Source organism: Coprococcus sp. TF11-13 (genome assembly GCF_003481085.1).
In the GTDB taxonomy this organism is placed as follows: domain Bacteria; phylum Bacillota; class Clostridia; order Lachnospirales; family Lachnospiraceae; genus Coprococcus; species Coprococcus aceti.
In genome coordinates, this window is the sequence record NZ_QUKK01000003.1 from 10,829 (window position 1) to 32,545 (window position 21,717).

Genomic DNA, 21,717 nt, shown 5'->3' on the forward strand with positions numbered 1-21,717 from the left:
AAGTAAAGGTACAAAAAACACGAGGCGGTGATACACCATACTAAGGTATCACCGCCTTTTAAAAAGGTTTTAAGGTATATGTTCCGCCTGGCGTGTATGACCGCAAAGGATAAATTTCAGATATTATCCAGGAGGGAGGTACGGCTTTAGCAACAGGCAGACTGCAAAATATAAAAACTATATTTTCCTGTAGGGTAAGACAGGAAGATAAGTCATTACCATAATTATATTAATTGTTTTTCTTTGATGATGGCGACTCCGAGCGGGGTTAACTCAAGCTCTCCATCAACTACATTCTGAGTCTGAATATTGGTTCCATGAACATCGGATATGGACTGAGGTTCATCGGTATTATTCAGGTAGAAACCATATGAGGTTTCGTCATCTGCGTATCTGCGGTGATATTGAACTCCGTCAGGCAGACATTTGGTTGCTATTCCGGCATCTGCCAGCATCTGCTCCATGATCTCACCGAGTTTACTGTAATCTATTCTTGCAGCCACGTAGTAGGCCTTGCCCTCGCCGTAGCTGTTCACTGTCACTGCTGCATTTCCGGCGTAGAAATCAGAATCGTAGGTTCCAAGTACATCCGCCGTTCCGACTCTCAGGATCTCAGCATAGTCACGGAGTTCGCATGAACTGCCATCTGTGAAGCTCACGCTGTTTCTGTCAGATGGATACAGGGTGTCTATCTCTTCACTGATGATTCCAAATACATCTGCAAGTCCATTTCCCGGGAATCCACCGAGTATACAGAGCTGCTCCTTGTCTACATAGCCCGTAAAGTAAGTGGATAGAAGCTGTCCGCCCCTCTTTACAAATGCGGCAAGAGACTCGGCTGCGCCATCTCTCAGCATGTAGAGCATAGGTGCAACAACCACATCGTAATCGTCGAGTGGTTCATCGGATGCAATGACGTCCACGTCAACGCCGCGCTTTGTCAGCTCTTTGTATACAGACATACAGGTCTCAGGATATTTTTTTGATTCCTGCCCCAGAGCCTTGACATCATCTATGGCCCACATATTGTCCCAGTCGAACAGCAGTGCAACCTTTGATCTGATGAGTGTGCCGGTTATCTCGGAGAGCCCATCAAGCTCTGCGCCGAGGGCGGCAACCTCCTTGAATATTCTGGTGTCATTTGTTCCGAGATGGTCAACAACGGCACCGTGATACTGTTCAAATGAGCCTCTGCCCTTTCTCCACTGGAAATACTGGACTGTATCAGAACCGCAGGCGATTGCGTTGTATGAGAACAGTCTGTGTATGCCAGGTCTCTTCAGCTTGTTGTATGGATGCCAGTTTACAAGCCCCGGAGCACTCTCCATAAGCATGAAAGGTTTGTCCTTCTTCATGGATCTCATAACCGCGTGGTCAAATGTATTCTGGCCCATGACATCCGCAAGACTCTCGTAGTCATTGTGGAATCTAGGGTATGAATCCCATGAGATCACATCCAGCTCCTTTGCCATCGGTCTGTAGTCGAGACCGTCATAGAGCTGCATAAAGTTGGTAGTTATCGGTATTTCAGGGGTGAGTTCACGGAGGAGCGTTATCTCTGATTTCATGTAATCGTTCATGTTCCATGTGGTAAATCTCTTCCATTCGAGGTTCAGCCCCATGATACTGAAATCACCATTTTTGTATGGCGGCTCAATCTGTGAGAAGCTGTTGTATGAGTGACTCCAGAAGGTGGTCCACCATGCTTTGTTCAGCTTGTTTATGTCGTGGTCGAACTTCTCTGCGAGGTAATTCTGAAATCTTTTCACACAGAGACGGCAGTAGCACTCGCCACCAAGCTCATTTGACACATGCCACATGATGAGTCCCGGATGGTTTCCCACATGGGCGTGGAGCTGACGGATGATATTGTCAACTTTTTCTCTGTATACAGGTGAGCTCATGCAGTGGTTCTCACGTACACCCTGGTGTTCCCGGACATCATAGGAATCCACACGCCTGATCTCAGGATACTTCTGTGCCATCCATGCCGGTTTGCCGCCCGATGGCGTGGCAAGAACGGTGTAAATGCCTGCATTATACAGGTTGTCCATAACATCCTTCAGCCAGTCAAAATGGTATTCGCCCTCAACAGGCTCATATGCTGACCATGAAAATACACCAAGAGTAGCGGAAGTCATTCCTGCCTCCTTCATCAGCTCGATATCCTTAGCCAGGATATCAGGGCGGTCCAGCCATTGTTCAGCATTGTAATCACCGCCGTGTAGTATTCCATTTATCTGTGGGAAAAGCTTGTTTTTGTTCATCTATCTGTCATCCTCCTGTAAATAAAAGGTAATGTACTCTATATTAACTGTTCTAAGTTAAAATATATGCGCAAGCGGTTGCACAACTTACTATTTAAAGGTAGCACAAATAGACAAATAATTCAATTGTAATTTGATAATACATTTTAATTTGTGCAAAACACACAAAATATATACACTGCCATTCATAAGAACAATATTGTATATAATTAAGAAAAACGGCTTGAAATAAGAGATATAATTGCTTGTGATTAAGATATCATGAATTGCTCAAAGTTGCGCAATTTGTCAATTTCTACAAGATGTACAAAAGTGAGGTAAAAAGCTATCGAACAGTGTCAAAAAACTATATAATAAAAGTATTGAGGGATGAACGGAAATATAAGGTTGGAACGTATCGTTTAAGGAGGAGTTTTATGATAAAAAAGAGGGAATCATATAGAGCGGTGGCAGGCAGTATAAGGTCTGAGTGGTTAAGGGGGCTGAGCAGAAAAATCTGTATCGGTGCCCTGGCATTTTCGGCGGCTGTTGTGCTATTGACAGGCGGCAAAGTGGAAGCATATGCATCTGATCAGACTCGGGTAAGTTCAGATGAGAGTCAGGTTACGATAGGATATGATGATCTGGACGACACTTTGCAGAAAGGCGGACTTGGCGTTGTCGTCGAGCAGCAGCATGGTGTGGCTGCACTGGCATCTACGTATGATGTAACAGCACTTGAGAAACTTATTGTTGAAGGAATCAAGGCGTGGCAGACGAATATAGATGTATCGGGACTTGGTCTTACGAGCGATGATATTGATAACGGGGCAGTAAGATCTATTATTAATTCTCATCCTGAGTTTATCAGTCTGTCGGGAGGCTATAGATATTGGACTTCTGGCTCCACGATCACCCAAATAGAATTTGCGTATTTGACAAATGCAAAGGAGGAGCAGCAGGAGCTTGATGCTGCACTTCAGGAAGTCAAGAGCAAGATAGATATCAGTGGAATGACCGATGAAGAGATAGTACTTGCATATCATGAGTACCTTACATCCACAGTTGCATATGCATATGAGGATTATTTCAATGGAACAATCGCTGCAAATCACGGGTATGATATGTATGGAGCTTTGGTTAAACATAGTTGTGTGTGTCAGGGATATGCTGAGACTATGTTTTATCTGCTAAGAGAGGCTGGCCTTTCATGTGCAGTCGCATCAAGTGAAAATATCAATCACGCGTGGAACATAGTTAAGATACATGGAAAATGGTATCACATAGATGCAACCTGGGACGATCCGGTGTGGGATATGCCTGGAAGATCATATCATGATTATTTCCTTGTCAGCTTTGATACAATGAATAAGAATACGCTAACCAACCACACTAAGGACAGAACGGATATGGTTGTCAGCGCACAGTGGGGAGATACATATACGACAGCGGTGGACACTACTTATGAGAGTGGTAAGTTCTGGAATGGTATTGCGAAAGTTATTTTTTATAAAGACGGTTATTGGTACAGCATAAGTGAGGGCAGTTCGAAAACATCATTTAACATAAATAAGTACCAGTATTCGACTAACATAAACAAGGTTTTGTATTCGGGCACTGCAAAATGGACAACTCCGAGTGGTGGGTATTATCCTGGTGTTTATAGTTCAATATATCTCCGAGGTGATAATTTATATTTTACTACTCCGGATAGCTTGAACAAGATAGATGTTACATCGACAAATGTAACTCCTACAGAGCTTATAAATATACGAACACAGTATAATAGTTCAACAGGAAATAATTTATATGCGTTTGGAGAACAGTATGGTAAGCTGGTGTATTTTATTACAGATTCTCCTAATATAAAGAAAACTAAGGATTCAAGCAATTCAAGCAAGTATAACAAGGAGTATGCCGAGTATACATTCGAGATGTGCATAAGCCACAAGTGGGATGCTGGAGTGGTGACAAAGGAGCCGACCTACACAAGTACAGGAACCAAGAAGTATACCTGTACAAACTGCGGTGAGACCAAGATAGAAACGATAGCCAAACTTGTATGTACGAGCCACGTGTGGGATAGCGGCAAGGTTGTGACAGCGCCGACATACAAGACAGAGGGAACCAAGAAGTATACGTGTAAGAATTGCGGAACAACCAAGACCGAAACGATAGCCAAGCTGGTATGTACAAAGCATGCATGGGATGCCGGAGTAGTGACAAAACAGCCAACATACAAGACGGAGGGAACCAAGAAGTACACGTGTAAGAATTGCGGAACAACCAAGACCGAAACGATAGCCAAGCTGGTATGTACAAAGCATGCATGGGATGCCGGAGTAGTGACAAAACAGCCAACATACAAGACAGAGGGAACCAAGAAGTATACCTGTACAAACTGCGGCGAGACAAAGACCGAGACTATAGCCAAGCTTGTATGCACCGAGCATGTATGGGATGCCGGAGTAGTAGTAACAGCACCTACGTATACAAGCACAGGTACAAAGAAATATACATGTGAGAACTGTGGCGAGACAAAGACAGAGCTTGTGGACAAACTGGTGTGCACCGAGCATGCATGGGATGCCGGAGTAGTGACAATACAGCCAACATACAAGACAGAGGGAACCAGGAAGTACACCTGTACAAACTGTGGCGAGACAAAGACCGAGACTATAGCCAAGCTTGTATGTACGACCCATGCATGGGATAATGGAACGGTTACTAAGAAAGCTACATATACAGCTACAGGAGTCAGGAAATATACGTGCAAGACATGTGGCGCAGCAAAGCAGGTCACAATTGCAAGGCTGAAGCTTGCGAAGGTAACCGTAAAGTCTGCACAGCAGGCCGGCGCGATAAAGCTTACCTGGAATAAAGCGTCAGGGGCGTCAGGCTACAAGATATACAGGAGAACCGCCAAGGGAAGATATGTATGTATCAAGACAGTCAAGTCGGGAACGACAAGCTATGTAGACAAGACAGTCAAGTCAGGAAACAGGTATTACTACTGTGTAAAGGCATATAATGGAAATGTACTCAGTGGATATACAGAGGCAAGTATTCTCTACATCAAGGCTCCGGTTGTCACGGTCAGGAAGTCAGCACAGGGAGTGAAACTTTCCTGGAAAAAGTCTGCCGGTGCAAAAAAATACATTGTGTATAGAAAGACACCAACAGGCAAATACAGGGCAGTCAAGACTGTAACAGCGAAAACTCTCAGTTGGACAGACAAAACGGCAAAGAAAGGTCAGACTTATTATTACATTGTGAAGGCAGTGAATAATAAGACATACAGTGCAGCGTCACCGCAGAAGAGAATAAAAAGGTAGATGCTTACTGCGTAATTATAAGGGAGAAAAAGAATGAAATATGAAAATGTAAGACTCACAGAAGCTGTGCGGCGTATCAGGATGATATTTGTGGTGGGCGTCATCGCTGCGTGTGTGCTGTACGGCGGAAAAATACCAGCATTTGCGGAAGATACTCAGGAACAGTATGACTCATCACAGAGCAGCTATGGTCAGTTGCTTGAGCAGGAGGGCGATACTTCAGGTATCCTGCAATTTGGCGGACAGATAATAGAAGATGAAGCATCGGATTCATCGGAAGCGTCACTGGCAGCGGCAAATTCAAAGAAATATGAGAGTGCCATTGTCGGCGCTGTGGAGAAATTTTCACCGAGACTCAATGTAAAGAGCTGGGGATTGACCACACGAAATGTTGCAAATGTAGTCACAACCGCAATGAATGCGCATCCCGAGGTCGTGTATGTGGCAAGATACAGTTATCTGTATGACCAGACCACAGGAAAGGTCGTGTATCTGAAGTTCTCATACAAGCCAAATGCCCGAACCGAAAAGAAGCAGTTGGATGCAGCCATAGCGGAAGTGAACAAGCAGATAAATACAAAGAACATGAAGCCGGCAGAGATCGTGCTTGCATATCATGAGTTCCTGACATCCACAGTTGCATATGACACCAGCGGGGCTAAGGAATTTGATCCAACAACCGGAAGAGACCACATGTATGATATGTATGGTGTATTGGTTAAGAGGAGCAGCGTGTGTCAGGGATATGCGGAGACCATGTGGTATTTTCTCAGGAAAGCCGGGGTTCCGAGTGGAGTTGCCACAAGCCAGTATGTAAACCATGCGTGGAATGTTGTAAATATAGGTGGAAAGTGGTATCACGTTGACGCAACCTGGGATGATCCCGCAAGTGATATACCGGGAAGGTCGATGCATGATTATTTCCTTGTAAGCTTTGACACCTTGAACAGTAAGACTAAGGCCGCTAGCAGCGATTATTATCTTGGCAGATATGACACAAAGGTGGGAAATGTATGGAAGGGAACATACAGCAATGCCACGGATAAGCGATATGAAAAAGGTCAGTTCTGGAATGGCGTTGAGAAGGTCATCTTTTATAGAAAGGGCTACTGGTACAGCATAAAGCAGGGCAGCCAGTCATCATACTATCAGATAAACAAGTACAGCTTCAGCAACGGTGTAAATACAACGATATTTACCGGGCAGGATGAATGGCTGGATACAGATGGTACGACACTTAACAAACAGTATGGAACACTGTTCCTTGCACAGGAAAAGCTCTATTTCTGCACATCGAGATATGTTGCATGGATAGATCTTGAGGTAAATGAGCGCAAGGCGTGGGCTATATATGACATAAGACAGAAGTATGTATCAGGTGTAAACATATATGGAATGGGATATTACGGAAATGATGTTGTGATCTGGGTTTCCGACACTCCATCCTGTACAAGAAAGGACGCTTACTATCTCGGAGCATGTATGAGCCACAAATGGCAGGCGGGAGAGGTTACAAAACAGCCGACATTCACATCCCAGGGATCGCAGAAGTACAAATGCAGCAACTGCGGATATACCAAGAATGTCACACTCGACAAATTGAAGCTTGCGACGGTGACGGTCAAAACGAAGAATACAGGTAAGGGAATAAGCCTCACCTGGAATACCGATTCAAGAGCCACCGGTTATAAGGTATACAGACGCACAGGCAAGGGTGCATACAGACTTATAAAGACAGTGAAGGGAAGCTCTGTGAGATCAATGGTAGACAGATCTGTTGTAGGAGGGAAGACCTACACATACAGAGTATCGGCATACAACAGCTATACAAAGGGCGGCTCCAAGGCAAAGAGCCAGTATTATATAGGCTGCACGACCGCAAGAGCAAAGAATACCTCACAGGGAGTAAGAGTCTCCTGGAAGAAGACAAAGGGAGCCGCCGGCTATAAGATATACAAAAAGACAGGCAGCGGCAGATTCAAATGTGTGAAGGTTGTGAAAGCAAAGACCACAACATATCTTGACCGCCGTGTGAAGTCAGGAACAAAGTACACATACTTTGTAAAACCATACAAAGGAAAGACGGCAGGAACCTACAAGAAGGCTAGTGTCAAGTACAGATAAAAAGTAAATAGAGCACGTAAAAAAATACCATGTACAGCATTTCGCCTGTACATGGTATTTTTGCTTTTGTTATATGCTTAGAATGATATTATTTTTCATTCTTGTGTTCTGTTATGTCCCTGTGGGAATTGTCGAACAGATCTGTGTCGGCCACATCTGATGAATCATTTCGATTCAGGGTCTCGCCTATGCGGGCCTTTGCCTCAGTTCCGGCAGCCTTGATACCCTCGGTGATCACCTCGCTCTTTTCCTTGAGATTTTCACTTATCACAGCGCTTTTTTCCTTTACGTTCTCTGTAAGCTCCTCAGCCTTCAGTTTGATCTTCTTTGTTATGGAGAAGCTTTCAGGGTTATTCTCAAATGCTCGTTTGATCGATGCTGTATCGTGAAGAGAGAGAAGGAAGCTTGGCTTCTCCTTGAACTTCTCACGATCCAGAGCCAGTCGGGACTTGAGTTCCTCAACACGGACAATAAGATCATTCTCTTTCGCAAATTTCTTCACCTTGTTCATCAGGTTGAATGATACAACGCAGTCGATCACGAATACCCCGTAGAAGAAACCGATGAAGAAGGAGAATGTCAGGTGATCCGCCAGCCAGTACACAGCGTTCAGTATGTGTGGATGGAGGAAGAAATAGTACAGTGCCGCGATCACACCCCAGAAGAATGAGAACAGCGGACATATGATGCCCTGTATATTGCCCCACTCATCTGAGTAGTCCCACAGCTTGATGTTCATTCCTATTATAAATATACGTCCGGCAATGTATTCCACAACGGTCATGGCGATGGCCATGATCAGTACCACCAGAACCTTTTGCAAAACAGGATGGGCGTCAACAGCATCTATATGGATCAGGGACAGGAGATACAGCACCACCAGGCCTGAACCGTAGAGAGGCAGGTAAGGTCCGATGAGGAATCCCGGGTTGATCCATTTGTGGCTTGGGTTGCTCTTGGAGAAGAACTTTCTGAATATGACTTCAATGCACCAGCCCATGATGCATCCTATGAAAAATAAAAATAATATTACCAGAATACTTTTGATATTGAAATTATCCATACATGGAATCTCCTTTGTATATATGACTTTGCCAATAGTAATAAGATAGTATATAGAAGGAAAAAAAGCAACCTTACAAAATGTCACAAGTGTAAGATAGCTTGTTGATACTTATTGAGAAAAAAAGTCATTTAAATTGCGAATGTTATATTGGACTAACGCCGGGGACAGTGCTATACTTACAGCAAATAAAAAGCCACGAAACAGATGCAGACTCTTTCTACAGTACGAAGATCGAGAATGCATTTTTTACGTTAAGGAGAGTTTGATTGAACAAACCGTGATTAGAAAAATCGAATCACGGCGAAGCCTGTCATATAATCTATCATGCGTATAAGTGGTCATATCATTAATCAGAATAAATATATAATCAAGGAGGACAAAATCATGATGAAGGCATTAAAGAAGGTAAACTGGAAGAAGCTTGGAATATTTGCAGGTGGAGTATTATTTGGAACAGCTGGTATCAAGGTTCTCTCAAGCAAGGATGCAAAGAACGTATATACACATTGTACAGCTGGTGTTCTTAGAGCAAAGGATTGTGTCATGAAGACAGCAAATACTATCCAGGAGAACTGTGGTGATATCTACGCAGGAGCAAAGGATATCAACGAGGCAAGAGCACAGAAGGCAGCAGAGGCTGACTTTGAGGATACTGAGTGCACAGAGGCTGAGAGCGCTGATGCAGCAGAGACTGTAGAAGAGTAATCAGTATAAGACAAAACATAAGAAAGAGGCGAAGATCTTGAAGTTTTCTATTTTAAATGAAACAAAGAATCGTCTGCGTATACACATGGCACAGAGCCGCATGACCATGGCACAGGCCGACATACTTCAGTATTATCTGGAGAACTGTGAGGCAGTGGAAGAGGTCAAGGTGCACGACAGAACCTGTGACGCGATCATCATATATGATGGTGACCGTGCAGCGGTGATAGATGCGCTGAGACAGTTTGGATATGACAGGGTGGAGGTTCCGGCGGATCTCACAGAGACATCAGGCAGAGTCATGAACAGACAGTATGAGGACAAGCTGTTTTGGAAGACCGCCTGGTACATGACCAAGAAATGGATCATGCCAATGCCGCTTCGGTATTGTCTGACATCCGTCAAAGCGCTCAAGTATATAGGCAAGGGGCTCAAGTGTCTTGCGAACAGGAAGCTTGAGGTGCCGGTTCTCGATGCAACAGCCATAACAGCATCCATTCTGACAAATGATTTCGCGACAGCGGGATCAGTCATGTTCCTTCTGGAGATCGGTGAGATCCTTGAGGAGTGGACACATAAGAAGTCGGTGGATGGACTGGCAAGAAGCATGTCACTCAATATCAATAAGGTATGGGTGCGTGTGGATGATTGTGATGTACTTATGGACAGTGCGAAGATCGCAAAGGATGATCTGGTAGTGGTTCATATGGGCAATGTCATTCCATTTGATGGTGTTGTGGATCAGGGCGAGGGCATGGTCAATCAGGCATCCCTCACCGGAGAGTCAGTACCGGTCCACAAGGGACACGGAGACAGTGTATATGCAGGTACAGTTGTTGAGGAAGGTGAGCTGGTAGTCAGAGTTGTAAAGACTGGTAAGACCAGCAGATATGATAAAGTTGTTGCGATGATAGAGGAGTCTGAGAAGCTTAAGTCAGGACTTGAGAGCAAGGCAGAGCATCTTGCAGATGGTCTTGTGCCATGGACTCTCGGTGGAACTATCCTCACATACCTTTTAACAAGGAATATCACCAAGACACTTGCGGTACTCATGGTCGACTATTCATGTGCATTGAAGATGTCCATGCCTATAGCGGTATTGTCTGCTATACAGGAGGCAAATAAGCATCACCTCACAGTCAAGGGCGGCAAATTCCTGGAGGCTGTAGCTGATGCAGACACGATAGTATTTGACAAGACAGGAACACTTACAAAGGCATCACCTACGCTTGTACGCGTCGTATCATTTGACGGAAGAGATCCTGATGAACTGCTCAGGATAGCTGCGTGTCTGGAGGAGCATTTCCCTCATTCCATGGCAAGAGCGGTTGTGGCAGGAGCTGCAGCCAAGGGGCTGGAGCATGAGGAGATGCACTCCAAGGTTGAGTATGTTGTGGCTCACGGTATCTCATCAAGCATAGACGGCAAGAAGGTTGTCATAGGAAGCTATCATTTCGTATTTGAGGATGAGGGCTGTGTGATACCTGAGGATAAGATAGAGCTGTACGAGTCGTTGTCCAAGACTCATTCACATCTGTTCATGGGAATCGATGGCAGGCTGGCAGCAGTCATATCCATCAAGGATCCGGTGAGACAGGAATCGGCCGAGGTTGTTTCAAGGCTCAAGAAGCTGGGAATCAAGAAGGTTGTCATGATGACAGGAGACAGTGACAGAACGGCCAAGGCTATTGCAGAGCAGGTAGGAGTGGATGAGTATTACTCAGAGGTCCTTCCTGAGGACAAGGCAAAGTTTGTCGAGGCCGAGAAGGCTGCGGGCCGCAAGGTCATCATGGTGGGAGATGGAATCAATGACTCACCTGCACTGTCGGCATCCGATGCTGGAATTGCCGTAAGTGATGGCGCGGAGATTGCCAGAGAGATCGCAGATATAACTGTCAGTGCAGACAATCTGTACGAGCTCGTAACACTTAAGGAGCTCAGCAATAAGCTGATGAGCAGGATCAACAGGAACTATCGCAAGATAGTGACCATCAACACAGGACTTATCATCCTGGGCGTGATGGGAGTTATCCAGCCAACCACATCAGCACTGCTTCACAATTCATCGACGCTTCTCATAAGTCTTGACAGTATGAAGAAGCTGCTGGATTGATGATTGGAGCATAGAATTATATTGATGATCGAAGCGTAGAATCATATAGAATATAAAATAAAGCTGCCCTCTTCACTGGGATGAGTACCCGGGATTCCGGAACATTAGTGAGGAGGGCAGTTTTGTAGTTAAAAAATGATTTTAAATTTAAATAATAAAAATAATCTGTAAGAATTGTTGACCGGGCCGACAGGATATGACAAAATGTACGTATAAAACATGAGTAGATAGCTGAACATAAGGGCAGAATATTAGCAGATATTATCTGGAATGTTTATGAAATGAAAATATACAGATGTGTGTGGAGCACAGCATGATGCGTGTGTTCATCACAATAGAATGGAGGATGATCAGTATGGTAAAAACGGTAAAAGGCGATAATTTTGAAGATATAAAGGCATGCGGTGTGGCGGTTGCGGATTTCTCAGCAACATGGTGCGGACCGTGCAAAATGATGGCACCGGTATTTCACACGGTTGCAGATGAACTGAATGGTGAAGTGGACTTCTTCAGTGTGGACGTGGATGAGAATCCCGGACTTGCGGCTGCCAATAAGGTGTTCAGTGTTCCGACATTGATACTGTACAAGAATGGTGTTGAGGCATCGAGGAGTGTCGGAGCTATATCCAAGTATGATCTTCTCGATTTCATTGAGAAGATCAAATAATTGTCTGTGATATGTATCCCGGATATTTTCATTGGGATCTGAATTGAAGTGGGGATACAAACTAGAAACAGGAAAAACATAAAGCCCTGTCAGACTTAACATTCATATGGGTCTCATATTATGGATACATATGAATGTTAAGTCTGACAGGGCTTTAAGGTTATTGAAAACACATTGACTATCTGGCGTCTCTGTCTACATATTCTCTATACTTAACCAGACTCTTATATGCCGGTCTGATGATCTTGTCTGTAGTGACAAGCTCCTCGATTCTGTGAGCGCTCCATCCAACTATACGTGCCACCGCAAAGAGCGGTGTGTAGAGCTCCCTAGGAATTCCGAGCATCTCATACACGAATCCGCTGTAGAAGTCTACGTTAGGGCTGACACCCTTGTATATCTTGCGTTCCTTGGCGATGAGCTTTGGCGCGATCTTCTCAATGTTGTTGTACAGAGTCATATCCTCGTCCCTGCCCTTGGCAGCGGCAAGCTGTTCGACAAATGACTTGAAGACTTTTTCTCTTGGGTCTGACAGTGAGTAAACGGCATGGCCCATACCATAGATGAGTCCCTTGTGGTCGTAGGCTTGCCTGTTCAGCAGCTTATCCAGATATGCCTCTATGGCCTCTTCGTCATGGTAATCCTTTATGTGCTCCTTTATATCATCCATCATGTTCATAACCTGCAGATTGGCTCCGCCATGCTTCCTTCCCTTGAGGGATGAAAGGGCGGCGGCAATGGCAGAGTATGTGTCAGAGCCGGATGACGTTACAACTCTTGTGGTGAATGTGGAATTGTTACCACCGCCGTGCTCCATGTGAAGCAGAAGTGCTATGTCAAGAACTCTTGCCTCAAGCTCGGTATACTTCATGTCAGGCCTGAGCATCCTGAGGATGTTTTCAGCCACGGAAGCATCCTTGTCAGGTCTGTGAATGTACATACTTCCGTCGTTCTCATAATGGTTGTATGCGTGATAACCATACACAGCCATCATAGGAAATGTTCCGATGAGACCGATACACTGTCTGAGAACATTGTCTATATCCAGGTTGGTAGCCTGATTATCGTATGAAGCCAGAGTCAGCACACTTCTTGTCATGGAGTTCATTATATCCACACTAGGTGCTTTCATGATGACATCACGGGTAAAGTTGGTCGGCAGGTTCATGGACTCGGCGATGACACTGCTGAATTCTGAGAGCTGAGCCTCGGTAGGCAGTTCTCCGAAGAGAAGAAGATAAGCAGCTTCCTCAAATATATGGCGTTTTCCTTTGCCGCCTTTTACGAGATCCTGTACATCATAGCCTCTGTACAATAACTGTCCGTCACACGGAACCTTCTGGCCATCCACATCCTTAAATGCTATGATCTGTGATATATTGGTAAGACCGGTCAGAACTCCCTGTCCATTCTCATCACGCAGTCCTCTTTTTACTCCGTATCTGGCATAGAGCTCTTTGTCTATCACATCATGCTGCTGACAGAGAGAAGCCTGCTTCTCCACGTATTCTGTCAGATTCTCCATATACTCCATATAAGTAACTCCTTTCCGTTTGTATGATAAATCAGATGATCTTTTTGCATATGTCGCTTAGACAACATGCGTCGCAATGTGGCTTCGTTCTGGCTGTGCACACGGATCTGCCGTGATCCACCAGCCTGTGACAGAAGTCATTGCTCTCATCTGGAGGTACAAGCTTCCACAGTTCCATCTCAACCTTCTTCGGATCTTTTATCCCGTCAACCAGTCCCATTCGGTTGACAAGGCGTATACAGTGGGTATCTGTTACAATGGCAGGTTTGCCGTAGATATCACCCATGATGAGGTTTGCGCTCTTGCGGCCTACGCCGGGGAGCTTAAGCAGCTCATCTAGACTGTCAGGAACCTGGCAATCATAGGAATCAACAAGCATATTCATACATGCACTAATATCTCTGGCCTTGCTCTTCCCCAGTCCGCAAGGTCTCACAATGGCCTCGATGTCACTGACATCGGCAGCAGCCAGTTCTTTTACTCCCGGATATTTGGCAAATAAATCCTGGACTACCACATTCACCCTTGCATCAGTGCACTGCGCCGCCAGGCGGACACTGACAAGAAGCTGCCATGCGTGTGAAGTATCGAGGGTGCATACTGTGTCAGGATATTCCTTCTTCAGCCTCTCGATAATGTCCAGTGTTCTCTGTTTTTTCGTATATCTCTTCTGTGATTCCATAAAAAAGACCTCCAGTCTCTATATGATAACATGAAAGGCCTGCAAATGGATATCGAAAAAGAATTCTTAATAAAAATGTTAGAAGTGTGAAAATGTTGGGAAGAGAAGACATGCCGCAGCCCAGTATATGTGCTGGGCTGCGGCATGTCTTTGCTGGTATAAATATCATGTCTGAAAGATCTTACTTTGTTCCGAAAATTCTGTCGCCGGCATCGCCAAGTCCTGGGCAGATGTAAGCATTCTCGTTCAGCTCGCGGTCAACATGTCCAACATAGAGCTGGATGTCAGGATGAGCCTTGAGAAGTCTCTCAATTCCCTGCGGTGCAGCGATGATCGACATGAACTTGATATGCTTACCGCCGTGCTGCTTGATGAAATCAACGGCAGCAACAGCTGATCCTCCGGTTGCAAGCATAGGATCCGTGACAACTATAAGTCTCTCATCGATAGGATCAGGGAGCTTGCAGTAGTACTCGTGAGGTTCATGAGTCTCCTCGTCTCTGTACAGACCGATGTGTCCAATCTTGGCTGTAGGAACCAGAGCCTGAAGTCCACTGACCATTCCAAGTCCTGCACGGAGAATAGGTACGATCGCAAGATTTCTTCCTGCGATGACCGGAGTCATGCATTCCTCGATAGGAGTCTCTATACATACATCCTCGGTAGGAAGATCTTTCAGAGCCTCATATCCCATGAGCATGGCGATCTCTTCAACAAGTGCACGGAATTCGGCAGTTCCGGTGTTCTTATCTCTGAGCTTTGAAATCTTATGCTGAATAAGTGGATGTGTCATAACTGTGTAATCTGTCATATTGTGTAACCTCCTAATAAATAATATACAGATAATTATTATGCCTCAATGTCAGAGTTCTGTGGATTCATTCCAAGTCCGCGGCTTACATCACCCTTGGTGTTCTCACCAAATGTATAGTCGTTACCAGGCAGTATAGCGTTCAGCAGGATGCCGGATATAGCTGCGAGGGCAAGTCCTGTAAGAGTGATAGTTGTGCCTCCGATCGTGAATGTAAGGCCATTTTTGAAACCAAGTCCACATACCATGATAACGGCTGCGATGATCAGGTTTCTTGACTTCGTGAAGTCTACGTGGTTCTCAACCACATTTCTTACACCTATGGCTGAGATCATTCCGTAGAGGATGAAACTTATGCCGCCAATGATGGCGAAAGGCATTGAGCGGATGACTTCTGCAACCTTAGGTATGAAACCGAGAATAACTGCAAAAATGGCAGCCAGTCGTATAACTCTTGGATCGTGAACGCGGCTGAGCTCGAGAACTCCTGTGTTCTCTCCGTAGGTTGTGTTGGCAGGACCGCCAAAGAGTGCGGAGAGAGATGTTGCCAGACCATCACCGATAAGTGTTCTGTGGAGACCTGGATCCTCAAGGAAATTCTGATCTACAGTTGCTGATATGGCACATATATCACCTATATGCTCCATCATGGAAGCGATGGCGATAGGAGCCATGACAAGTATGGCAGTTAAGTTAAATTTACAGATCTGGAAAGGTGGCAGACCGAGAAAATGTGCGTCTGAAACTCCAGAAAAACTGAGTATTGCTGAACCATCAGGGTTGGTCATACCACAGAAGTGAAGTATGAGTGCAACGCCATATGAGATAAGTACACCCATGAGGATAGGTATGATCTTGAACATGCCCTTGCCCCAGATGTTGAACACAATGACAACAGCCAGTGCGATAAATGCAAGCAGCCAGTTAGTGGATGCGTTTGATATAGCTGATGGTGCGAGGCTCAGACCGATACATATGATGATAGGTCCGGTAACCACTGGTGGAAGGAATCTCATGACACGCTTCACGCCGACAAGCTTGACGATCAGTGCAAGTACAAGATACAGAAGTCCTGCAACCACAATACCGCCACATGCATATGGAAGCTTTTCGCCCATTGGCATGTCCTTGAATATGCCTGTTTTAAGGTCTGCAACTGTGGAGAAACCTCCAAGAAATGCAAATGAAGAACCGAGGAAAGCAGGTACCTTAAGCTTTGTGCATAAGTGGAAGAACAGTGTTCCAAGACCGGCACATACAAGAGTTACCTGAATTGAGAGTCCCTGACCCTCGAAGTATCCGTTTACGAGAAGCGGAACAAGAATTGTTGCACCAAACATGGCAAACATATGCTGGAATCCAAGTAAAAGCATCTTTGGAATTCCAAGCTTACGTGCATCACGAATGGCTTCTTTTTGATTATCCATAAGTAATAATCCTCCCATATTTTTTCTTAGTTAAATATTATAAAGTTTATTTACACTAAGGTCAATTTGAATAGTGTAATTTCCGTAAATTTCATGTCACAATTTTGTGAAAACAGCGAAAAAATGGAGACGATGTAATGCCGCGAAAGGTCGAAAAAGAATTAAGAAATGTAATATATGGTAACGCTTGACAAAATGTTACAGAATTGTTACAATTCTGCTTGGATTGAGTAAAGGGGAGAAAAATAAAGATACAGGTCGAAGGAGACTACAGATATTATGATTGAATTAGAGAACGTGAGTATGACATATCCTGGGGGCAATCAGGCACTCAAGAATGTCAATATTAATATAGAGAAAGGCGAGTTCGTATTTATCGTTGGAAGCAGTGGTTCGGGCAAGACCACTCTGTTCAGGCTTCTGCTCAAGGAGCTCGATCCTACGGAGGGCAATATCACTGTTGCCGGATACGACTACGGCAAGATCAAGAGGAAGGATATACCGAAGGTCAGAAGAAGGATTGGAGTCGTATTCCAGAACTTCAGGCTTCTGAAGGACAGAACTATATACGAGAATGTTGCATTTGCACAGAGAGTCATCCAGACCCCGGCGAGATATATAAGAAGACGAGTTCCGGCCATGCTGACGCTGGTTGGACTTGCAGACAAATACAAATCATACCCGAAGGAGCTCTCAGGTGGTGAGCAGCAGAGAGTTGCCATGGCGAGAGCACTGGTCAACAATCCGGACATCATACTGGCGGACGAGCCTACAGGAAACCTTGATCCTAAGAACTCACTGGATATCATGAACCTCCTTGAGGATATTAACAAGAGAGGAACCACAGTTGTTGTGGTAACCCACAACAAGGATATCGTCAATGAGATGAAGAAGAGAGTTATCACCTTGAAGAAGGGCGTTATAATCAGTGATGAGAAGGAAGGAGGCTACATAGATGAAGATTAGTACATTTTTCTATGTCCTCAGACAGGGCTTTGCGAATATAAGAAGAAACATACTGTTCTCACTTGCATCACTGGGAACCATCATATCATGTCTGTTCCTTTTCGGAATCATATATGCGGTGGTTGTAAACTTCCAGTCAGGTATGCAGGAGCTTGAGAAGACAGTCACCATATCTGTATTCTTCGACGAGGATGCGTCCGATGAGACCATACAGCTCATAGGTGAACAGATAAGAACGGTCGATTATGTTGAGACGATGGATTTCATCTCAGCCGATGAGGCATGGGACAAGTTTGCAGATCAGAACTACGATGATCCACAGGTTGCAAAGAATGCATTTGGCGGAGATAACCCGTTAAAGAATGCTGCGTCATATGAGATCACGCTCAAGGATGTATCAAGACAGCCGGAGTTCGTGGCATTTGCCCAGGGCCTTTCAGGAGTCAGAAAGGTAAAGAGTTCTGACGTGACTGCGGACAGCATCACGACACTGTCATCCCTTGTGGGATATGCATCCATAGGAATAGTTGTGATACTGATGCTGGTATCTATATTCCTTATAAGTAACACGATCACCATAGGTATCACAGTGCGAAAGGAAGAGATAGGGATCATGAAGCTGATCGGTGCGACAAATGTATTTGTAAGAGCACCGTTCATCATAGAGGGTGTGATCATAGGCGCGGTCGGTTCGGCTATACCCCTGGTCCTTCTGTACTACATGTACGATAAGATACTGACATACGTTGCCGGAAGGTTCAAGGTTGTCACAACGCTGTTCGCATTTGTGAGCCAGCAGGATCTGTTCAGGACTATGGTACCGGTCGGACTTGTGCTCGGTATCGGTGTTGGTCTGGTAGGAAGTATTCTTACCACAAGAAAGCACTTGAGAGTGTAGTGTTAAATGCGGTCAGAGCAATGCACAAAAAATTCACAAATTGTTATTACTTTTTTAGGGACAATATGTGTTATAATGCTGATAAGTAGGGCAAAAAGATAATAACATTATGAAATGCGTTTAGGAGGCATGAATGATGAGAATAGATTTATACAAGATAAAGAAGAAAGGTATGCAGGTGGCAGTGGTTACTACCGGAGCACTGCTCATGTCGTTTACATCCATATTTGCGGCTCCTGTGTTCAGCGTGCATGCTGAGGAGACCAAGGAGGAGGTTGAGCAGCAGAAGGAAGAGGCTCAGCAGGCTCAGGAAGAGGCGAATGCAAACGCAGAGAAGTATCAGAAGAAGGTAGACAAGCTTACAGCGGCTGTAAATGAGCTCGATAAGCAGGCCACAGATATAAGCACACAGATCGTGGAGAAGAAGCAGGAGGCTGAGGATCTTCAGAATGAGATAGATGAGACTCAGACAAAGCTTGCAGAGGCTCAGGTCAGTGAGGATAATCAGTATGAGGCGATGAAGAAGAGGATACAGTACCTCTACGAGGAGGGCGATGTTGCTTACATAGATGCACTTATGTCATCGGCTTCATTTGAGGATAGTCTTAACAAGTCTGAGTATGTTGATCAGCTCAGCACATATGACCAGAAGCAGCTCAACAAGCTGGTAAAGACTAAGAATGACATAGCAGAGTATCAGCAGACACTCAAGGATGATCTGGCGGATGTAGAGAAGGTAAAGGCAGACCTGGAGACCAAGCAGGCAGACCTCGACGATGTTATAAGCCAGAAGAATGCGGAGATCAACAAGTACAGTGATGATGTTGAGATGCAGAAAGCTCTTGCGGCTGAATACGCAAAGCAGGAGTCAGAGCTGGATGACAAGTTGGCAGAGCTTGCGCGTCAGGAACAGCAGAGACTTGAGGAGGAGCGTAAGCAGAGAGAAGCTGAACAACAGCAGCAGGATAACAACGGTGGAAGCGACAACTCAGGCAGTGACAGCGACAACAGTGGAAGTAACAATGGCGGTTCAACAACCGGTTCAGGTCGGTTCATATGGCCTGTATCAGGACCTATCACAGACTACTTCGGACCTAGAGAGTCACCGACAGCAGGAGCAAGCTCCAATCATATGGGTATAGATATAGGATGTTCATACGGAGTGCCTATCGCAGCGGCTGATTCAGGTGTTGTAACGGTAGCCGAGTGGGGCGAGAGTGGTGGTAACTACGTTATGATAGATCACGGTAATGGATTTGTGACGATGTACCTTCACAACTCATCACTTGCAGTAAGCGTTGGCGATGTGGTTTCACAGGGACAGACCATTGCGTACGCAGGTTCAACAGGATATTCAACAGGAACACATTGCCATTTCTCAGTATTCCTGAATGGCTCATATGTCAACCCACTTGATTATCTGTAAGATGAGGCTGAGACATGCCACAGGGATATGTGTCATATCATAAGATCTTAATATGATCATATATAGAATAGAGAAAAAATGCGTGATTCATGAAATATGGATCACGCATTTTTTATGTTAATAGGGGCGTGGATATGGGCGAAGTACCATATGTTGTGGTGGTGAGAAAATATGTCGAAAACAATAGTTTTTTTAAGAAAAAATAGGATTAGTGTCGGTTGACATAAGTGGTAAAAGTATTTATACTCACACTGGACTGAGTATTTATTTAAGGAGTATATTATGGTTTTTTCGAGCATGGAGTTCTTATTTAGATTCCTGCCTTTATTTTTGCTTATCTATTTTGTGACAAAGCCGAAGTACAGGAATGTTGTACTGCTTTTAGGCAGCCTTGTGTTCTACGCGTATGGCGAACCCATATACGTGTTCTTGATGATGTTTTCTATTATATTTAACTATTCGGTGGCAAGACGAATCAAGCGTTTTTATGATATAGAAGTATATTCGGAGATCGACTGTTCATTTGAGAGAAACTGCTGGCTGGCGGTGGCTATGGTGTTTGATTTTGGAATGTTGTTCATATTCAAATATATCAACTTTTTTATAGAGATAATAAACACTGCAGCGGGAACAAAGATATTTGATAGCGTGGCGATCACACTGCCGCTTGGAATAAGCTTCTATACGTTCCAGATAACATCGTATATATTTGACGTGTACAGGCTCAAGTATCAGGCGGACAAGAGTATAATCAAGTTCGGAACATATGTGAGCATGTTCCCTCAGCTCATAGCCGGCCCTATAGTCAACTACGATGAGGTGAAGCCTGAGCTGGATCACAGAGAGGTCAAGGCGGACGATATAGAGCGCGGTGCGACACTGTTCGTATTGGGACTTGCGTACAAGGTGCTTCTGGCAAATAAGATAGCCAGTCTGTGGAACGATGTGCAGACGGTTGGCCCTTATGGAATAAACACTGTGACCGCATGGCTTGGTTCATGGGGATATTCATTCCAGCTCCTGTTTGATTTCATGGGTTATTCCGTGATGGCAATAGGAATTGGCCTTATACTTGGCTTCAGGATACCGGAGAACTTTGTCGATCCTTATATGGCACATTCCCTCACAGATTTCTGGAGACGCTGGCATGTTACACTCGGACGCTGGTTCAGGGAGTATGTGTACATACCGATGGGCGGCAACCGAAAGGGAAAGCTCAGAATGATACTTGCCATGTTCACTGTGTGGATGTTTACCGGATTGTGGCATGGTGCGGACTGGAATTTCCTGATATGGGGCTTGTTCCTGTTCGTGTTCCTTCTCATGGAGAAGCTGTTCCTTGGCAAGGTATTTGACAAGGTGAAGGTTCTTGGCCATGTGTACATGTTCTTCCTGATACCGATATCATGGACAATATTTAACATATCTGATCTGAAGCTTCTGGGACTGTACCTGAAGAGAATGTTTGGAATGAACATAGAGGGATCAGTCACCACACATGCCATGGACAAGCTGATCATGCTGGGACACACATACTGGTGGCTGCTGCTGATCTGCGTGATCTTCTGTACACCGTGGCCTAGAAAGCTCATAGAGAAATTCTACAAGAACTGGGTATGCAAGCTTATAATGCTCGCACTGTTCTGGTTCTGTGTATATCAGATAGCAAAGGGTGGCTCCAATCCATTCCTTTATTTTAGATTTTAGGAGGTGGGCA

At 44.8% G+C, this 21,717-nt stretch carries 15 protein-coding genes; 9 read left to right on the top strand and 6 right to left on the bottom strand.

All coding sequences use genetic code 11. The annotated features are described in order from the left end of the window. Window positions 1-224: 224 nt before the first annotated feature. Window positions 225-2,267: a beta-galactosidase gene (locus DXD11_RS06580; protein ID WP_118758028.1), complete on the bottom strand. Its 2,043-nt coding sequence runs from the start codon at window positions 2,265-2,267 to the stop codon at window positions 225-227. A 416-nt stretch (window positions 2,268-2,683) separates the two neighbouring features. Between DXD11_RS06580 and DXD11_RS06585 the strand changes: the two genes are divergently transcribed. Further along, window positions 2,684-5,581: a transglutaminase domain-containing protein gene (locus DXD11_RS06585; protein ID WP_118758029.1), complete on the top strand. Its 2,898-nt coding sequence runs from the start codon at window positions 2,684-2,686 to the stop codon at window positions 5,579-5,581. 33 nt (window positions 5,582-5,614) lie between these two features. Next, entirely contained in the window at window positions 5,615-7,705 is a 2,091-nt protein-coding gene (locus DXD11_RS06590; protein WP_117550924.1) for a fibronectin type III domain-containing protein, read from the top strand. An 88-nt stretch (window positions 7,706-7,793) separates the two neighbouring features. On the opposite strand, the gene DXD11_RS06595 is transcribed toward DXD11_RS06590, so the two are convergent. Beyond that, complete coding sequence (locus tag DXD11_RS06595; RefSeq protein WP_118758030.1) at window positions 7,794-8,768, bottom strand: putative ABC transporter permease; 975 nt, start codon at window positions 8,766-8,768, stop codon at window positions 7,794-7,796. Between the two features lie 387 nt (window positions 8,769-9,155). Here DXD11_RS06595 and DXD11_RS06600 point away from each other — a divergent pair, with 387 nt between their 5' ends. The 3 genes from DXD11_RS06600 to trxA all read left to right on the top strand — a co-directional run bounded on the left by DXD11_RS06600 (window position 9,156) and on the right by trxA (window position 12,256). Further along, window positions 9,156-9,476 carry a DUF6110 family protein gene (locus DXD11_RS06600; protein ID WP_022217250.1) on the top strand — a complete coding sequence of 107 codons (321 nt, stop codon included), beginning with the start codon at window positions 9,156-9,158 and terminating at the stop codon, window positions 9,474-9,476. Between the two features lie 37 nt (window positions 9,477-9,513). Next, window positions 9,514-11,589: a heavy metal translocating P-type ATPase gene (locus tag DXD11_RS06605; protein WP_117550919.1), complete on the top strand. Its 2,076-nt coding sequence runs from the start codon at window positions 9,514-9,516 to the stop codon at window positions 11,587-11,589. Window positions 11,590-11,944: 355 nt separating this feature from the next. After that, on the top strand, window positions 11,945-12,256 hold the full coding sequence (gene trxA / locus DXD11_RS06610) for a thioredoxin (RefSeq protein ID WP_022217252.1): 312 nt from the start codon (window positions 11,945-11,947) through the stop codon (window positions 12,254-12,256). Window positions 12,257-12,434: 178 nt separating this feature from the next. Here the strand turns inward: trxA and DXD11_RS06615 are convergent, their stop codons facing one another. The 4 genes from DXD11_RS06615 to DXD11_RS06630 all read right to left on the bottom strand — a co-directional run bounded on the left by DXD11_RS06615 (window position 12,435) and on the right by DXD11_RS06630 (window position 16,710). Further along, the gene (locus tag DXD11_RS06615) at window positions 12,435-13,781 is read right to left on the bottom strand and encodes a citrate/2-methylcitrate synthase (RefSeq protein WP_118758116.1); all 1,347 of its coding nucleotides are present in this window, start codon (window positions 13,779-13,781) and stop codon (window positions 12,435-12,437) included. A gap of 40 nt (window positions 13,782-13,821) precedes the next feature. After that, on the bottom strand, window positions 13,822-14,472 hold the full coding sequence (locus DXD11_RS06620) for an endonuclease III domain-containing protein (protein ID WP_015533674.1): 651 nt from the start codon (window positions 14,470-14,472) through the stop codon (window positions 13,822-13,824). Between the two features lie 181 nt (window positions 14,473-14,653). Beyond that, window positions 14,654-15,283 carry a uracil phosphoribosyltransferase gene (gene upp, locus DXD11_RS06625; protein WP_015533675.1) on the bottom strand — a complete coding sequence of 210 codons (630 nt, stop codon included), beginning with the start codon at window positions 15,281-15,283 and terminating at the stop codon, window positions 14,654-14,656. 38 nt (window positions 15,284-15,321) lie between these two features. Continuing rightward, on the bottom strand, window positions 15,322-16,710 hold the full coding sequence (locus DXD11_RS06630; RefSeq protein ID WP_118758031.1) for a uracil-xanthine permease family protein: 1,389 nt from the start codon (window positions 16,708-16,710) through the stop codon (window positions 15,322-15,324). A gap of 279 nt (window positions 16,711-16,989) precedes the next feature. Between DXD11_RS06630 and ftsE the strand changes: the two genes are divergently transcribed. From ftsE to DXD11_RS06650, 4 genes are all read left to right on the top strand, one after another. Beyond that, complete coding sequence (ftsE, locus tag DXD11_RS06635) at window positions 16,990-17,676, top strand: cell division ATP-binding protein FtsE (RefSeq protein ID WP_022216898.1); 687 nt, start codon at window positions 16,990-16,992, stop codon at window positions 17,674-17,676. Continuing rightward, window positions 17,666-18,574 carry a permease-like cell division protein FtsX gene (gene ftsX, locus DXD11_RS06640; protein ID WP_015533677.1) on the top strand — a complete coding sequence of 303 codons (909 nt, stop codon included), beginning with the start codon at window positions 17,666-17,668 and terminating at the stop codon, window positions 18,572-18,574. Before ftsE ends, ftsX begins: the two co-directional genes overlap by 11 nt. 133 nt (window positions 18,575-18,707) lie before the next feature. After that, window positions 18,708-20,000 carry a murein hydrolase activator EnvC family protein gene (locus tag DXD11_RS06645; RefSeq protein WP_242992703.1) on the top strand — a complete coding sequence of 431 codons (1,293 nt, stop codon included), beginning with the start codon at window positions 18,708-18,710 and terminating at the stop codon, window positions 19,998-20,000. Window positions 20,001-20,282: 282 nt separating this feature from the next. Then, the gene (locus DXD11_RS06650; RefSeq protein ID WP_117550911.1) at window positions 20,283-21,707 is read left to right on the top strand and encodes an MBOAT family O-acyltransferase; all 1,425 of its coding nucleotides are present in this window, start codon (window positions 20,283-20,285) and stop codon (window positions 21,705-21,707) included. The last annotated feature ends 10 nt before the right edge of the window (window positions 21,708-21,717 follow it).

What these genes read in the sequence shown, in the direction of transcription:
- DXD11_RS06615 (WP_118758116.1), bottom strand. Translation starts at nt 13,781, where the DNA reads ATGGAGAATCTGACAGAATACGTGGAGAAGCAGGCTTCTCTCTGTCAG.
- DXD11_RS06645 (WP_242992703.1), top strand. Translation starts at nt 18,708, where the DNA reads ATGATGAGAATAGATTTATACAAGATAAAGAAGAAAGGTATGCAGGTG.
- DXD11_RS06580 (WP_118758028.1), bottom strand. Translation starts at nt 2,267, where the DNA reads ATGAACAAAAACAAGCTTTTCCCACAGATAAATGGAATACTACACGGC.
- DXD11_RS06590 (WP_117550924.1), top strand. Translation starts at nt 5,615, where the DNA reads ATGAAATATGAAAATGTAAGACTCACAGAAGCTGTGCGGCGTATCAGG.
- upp (WP_015533675.1), bottom strand. Translation starts at nt 15,283, where the DNA reads ATGACAGATTACACAGTTATGACACATCCACTTATTCAGCATAAGATT.
- DXD11_RS06650 (WP_117550911.1), top strand. Translation starts at nt 20,283, where the DNA reads ATGGTTTTTTCGAGCATGGAGTTCTTATTTAGATTCCTGCCTTTATTT.
- DXD11_RS06585 (WP_118758029.1), top strand. Translation starts at nt 2,684, where the DNA reads ATGATAAAAAAGAGGGAATCATATAGAGCGGTGGCAGGCAGTATAAGG.
- trxA (WP_022217252.1), top strand. Translation starts at nt 11,945, where the DNA reads ATGGTAAAAACGGTAAAAGGCGATAATTTTGAAGATATAAAGGCATGC.
- DXD11_RS06600 (WP_022217250.1), top strand. Translation starts at nt 9,156, where the DNA reads ATGATGAAGGCATTAAAGAAGGTAAACTGGAAGAAGCTTGGAATATTT.
- ftsE (WP_022216898.1), top strand. Translation starts at nt 16,990, where the DNA reads ATGATTGAATTAGAGAACGTGAGTATGACATATCCTGGGGGCAATCAG.
- DXD11_RS06595 (WP_118758030.1), bottom strand. Translation starts at nt 8,768, where the DNA reads ATGGATAATTTCAATATCAAAAGTATTCTGGTAATATTATTTTTATTT.
- DXD11_RS06620 (WP_015533674.1), bottom strand. Translation starts at nt 14,472, where the DNA reads ATGGAATCACAGAAGAGATATACGAAAAAACAGAGAACACTGGACATT.
- DXD11_RS06630 (WP_118758031.1), bottom strand. Translation starts at nt 16,710, where the DNA reads ATGGATAATCAAAAAGAAGCCATTCGTGATGCACGTAAGCTTGGAATT.
- ftsX (WP_015533677.1), top strand. Translation starts at nt 17,666, where the DNA reads ATGAAGATTAGTACATTTTTCTATGTCCTCAGACAGGGCTTTGCGAAT.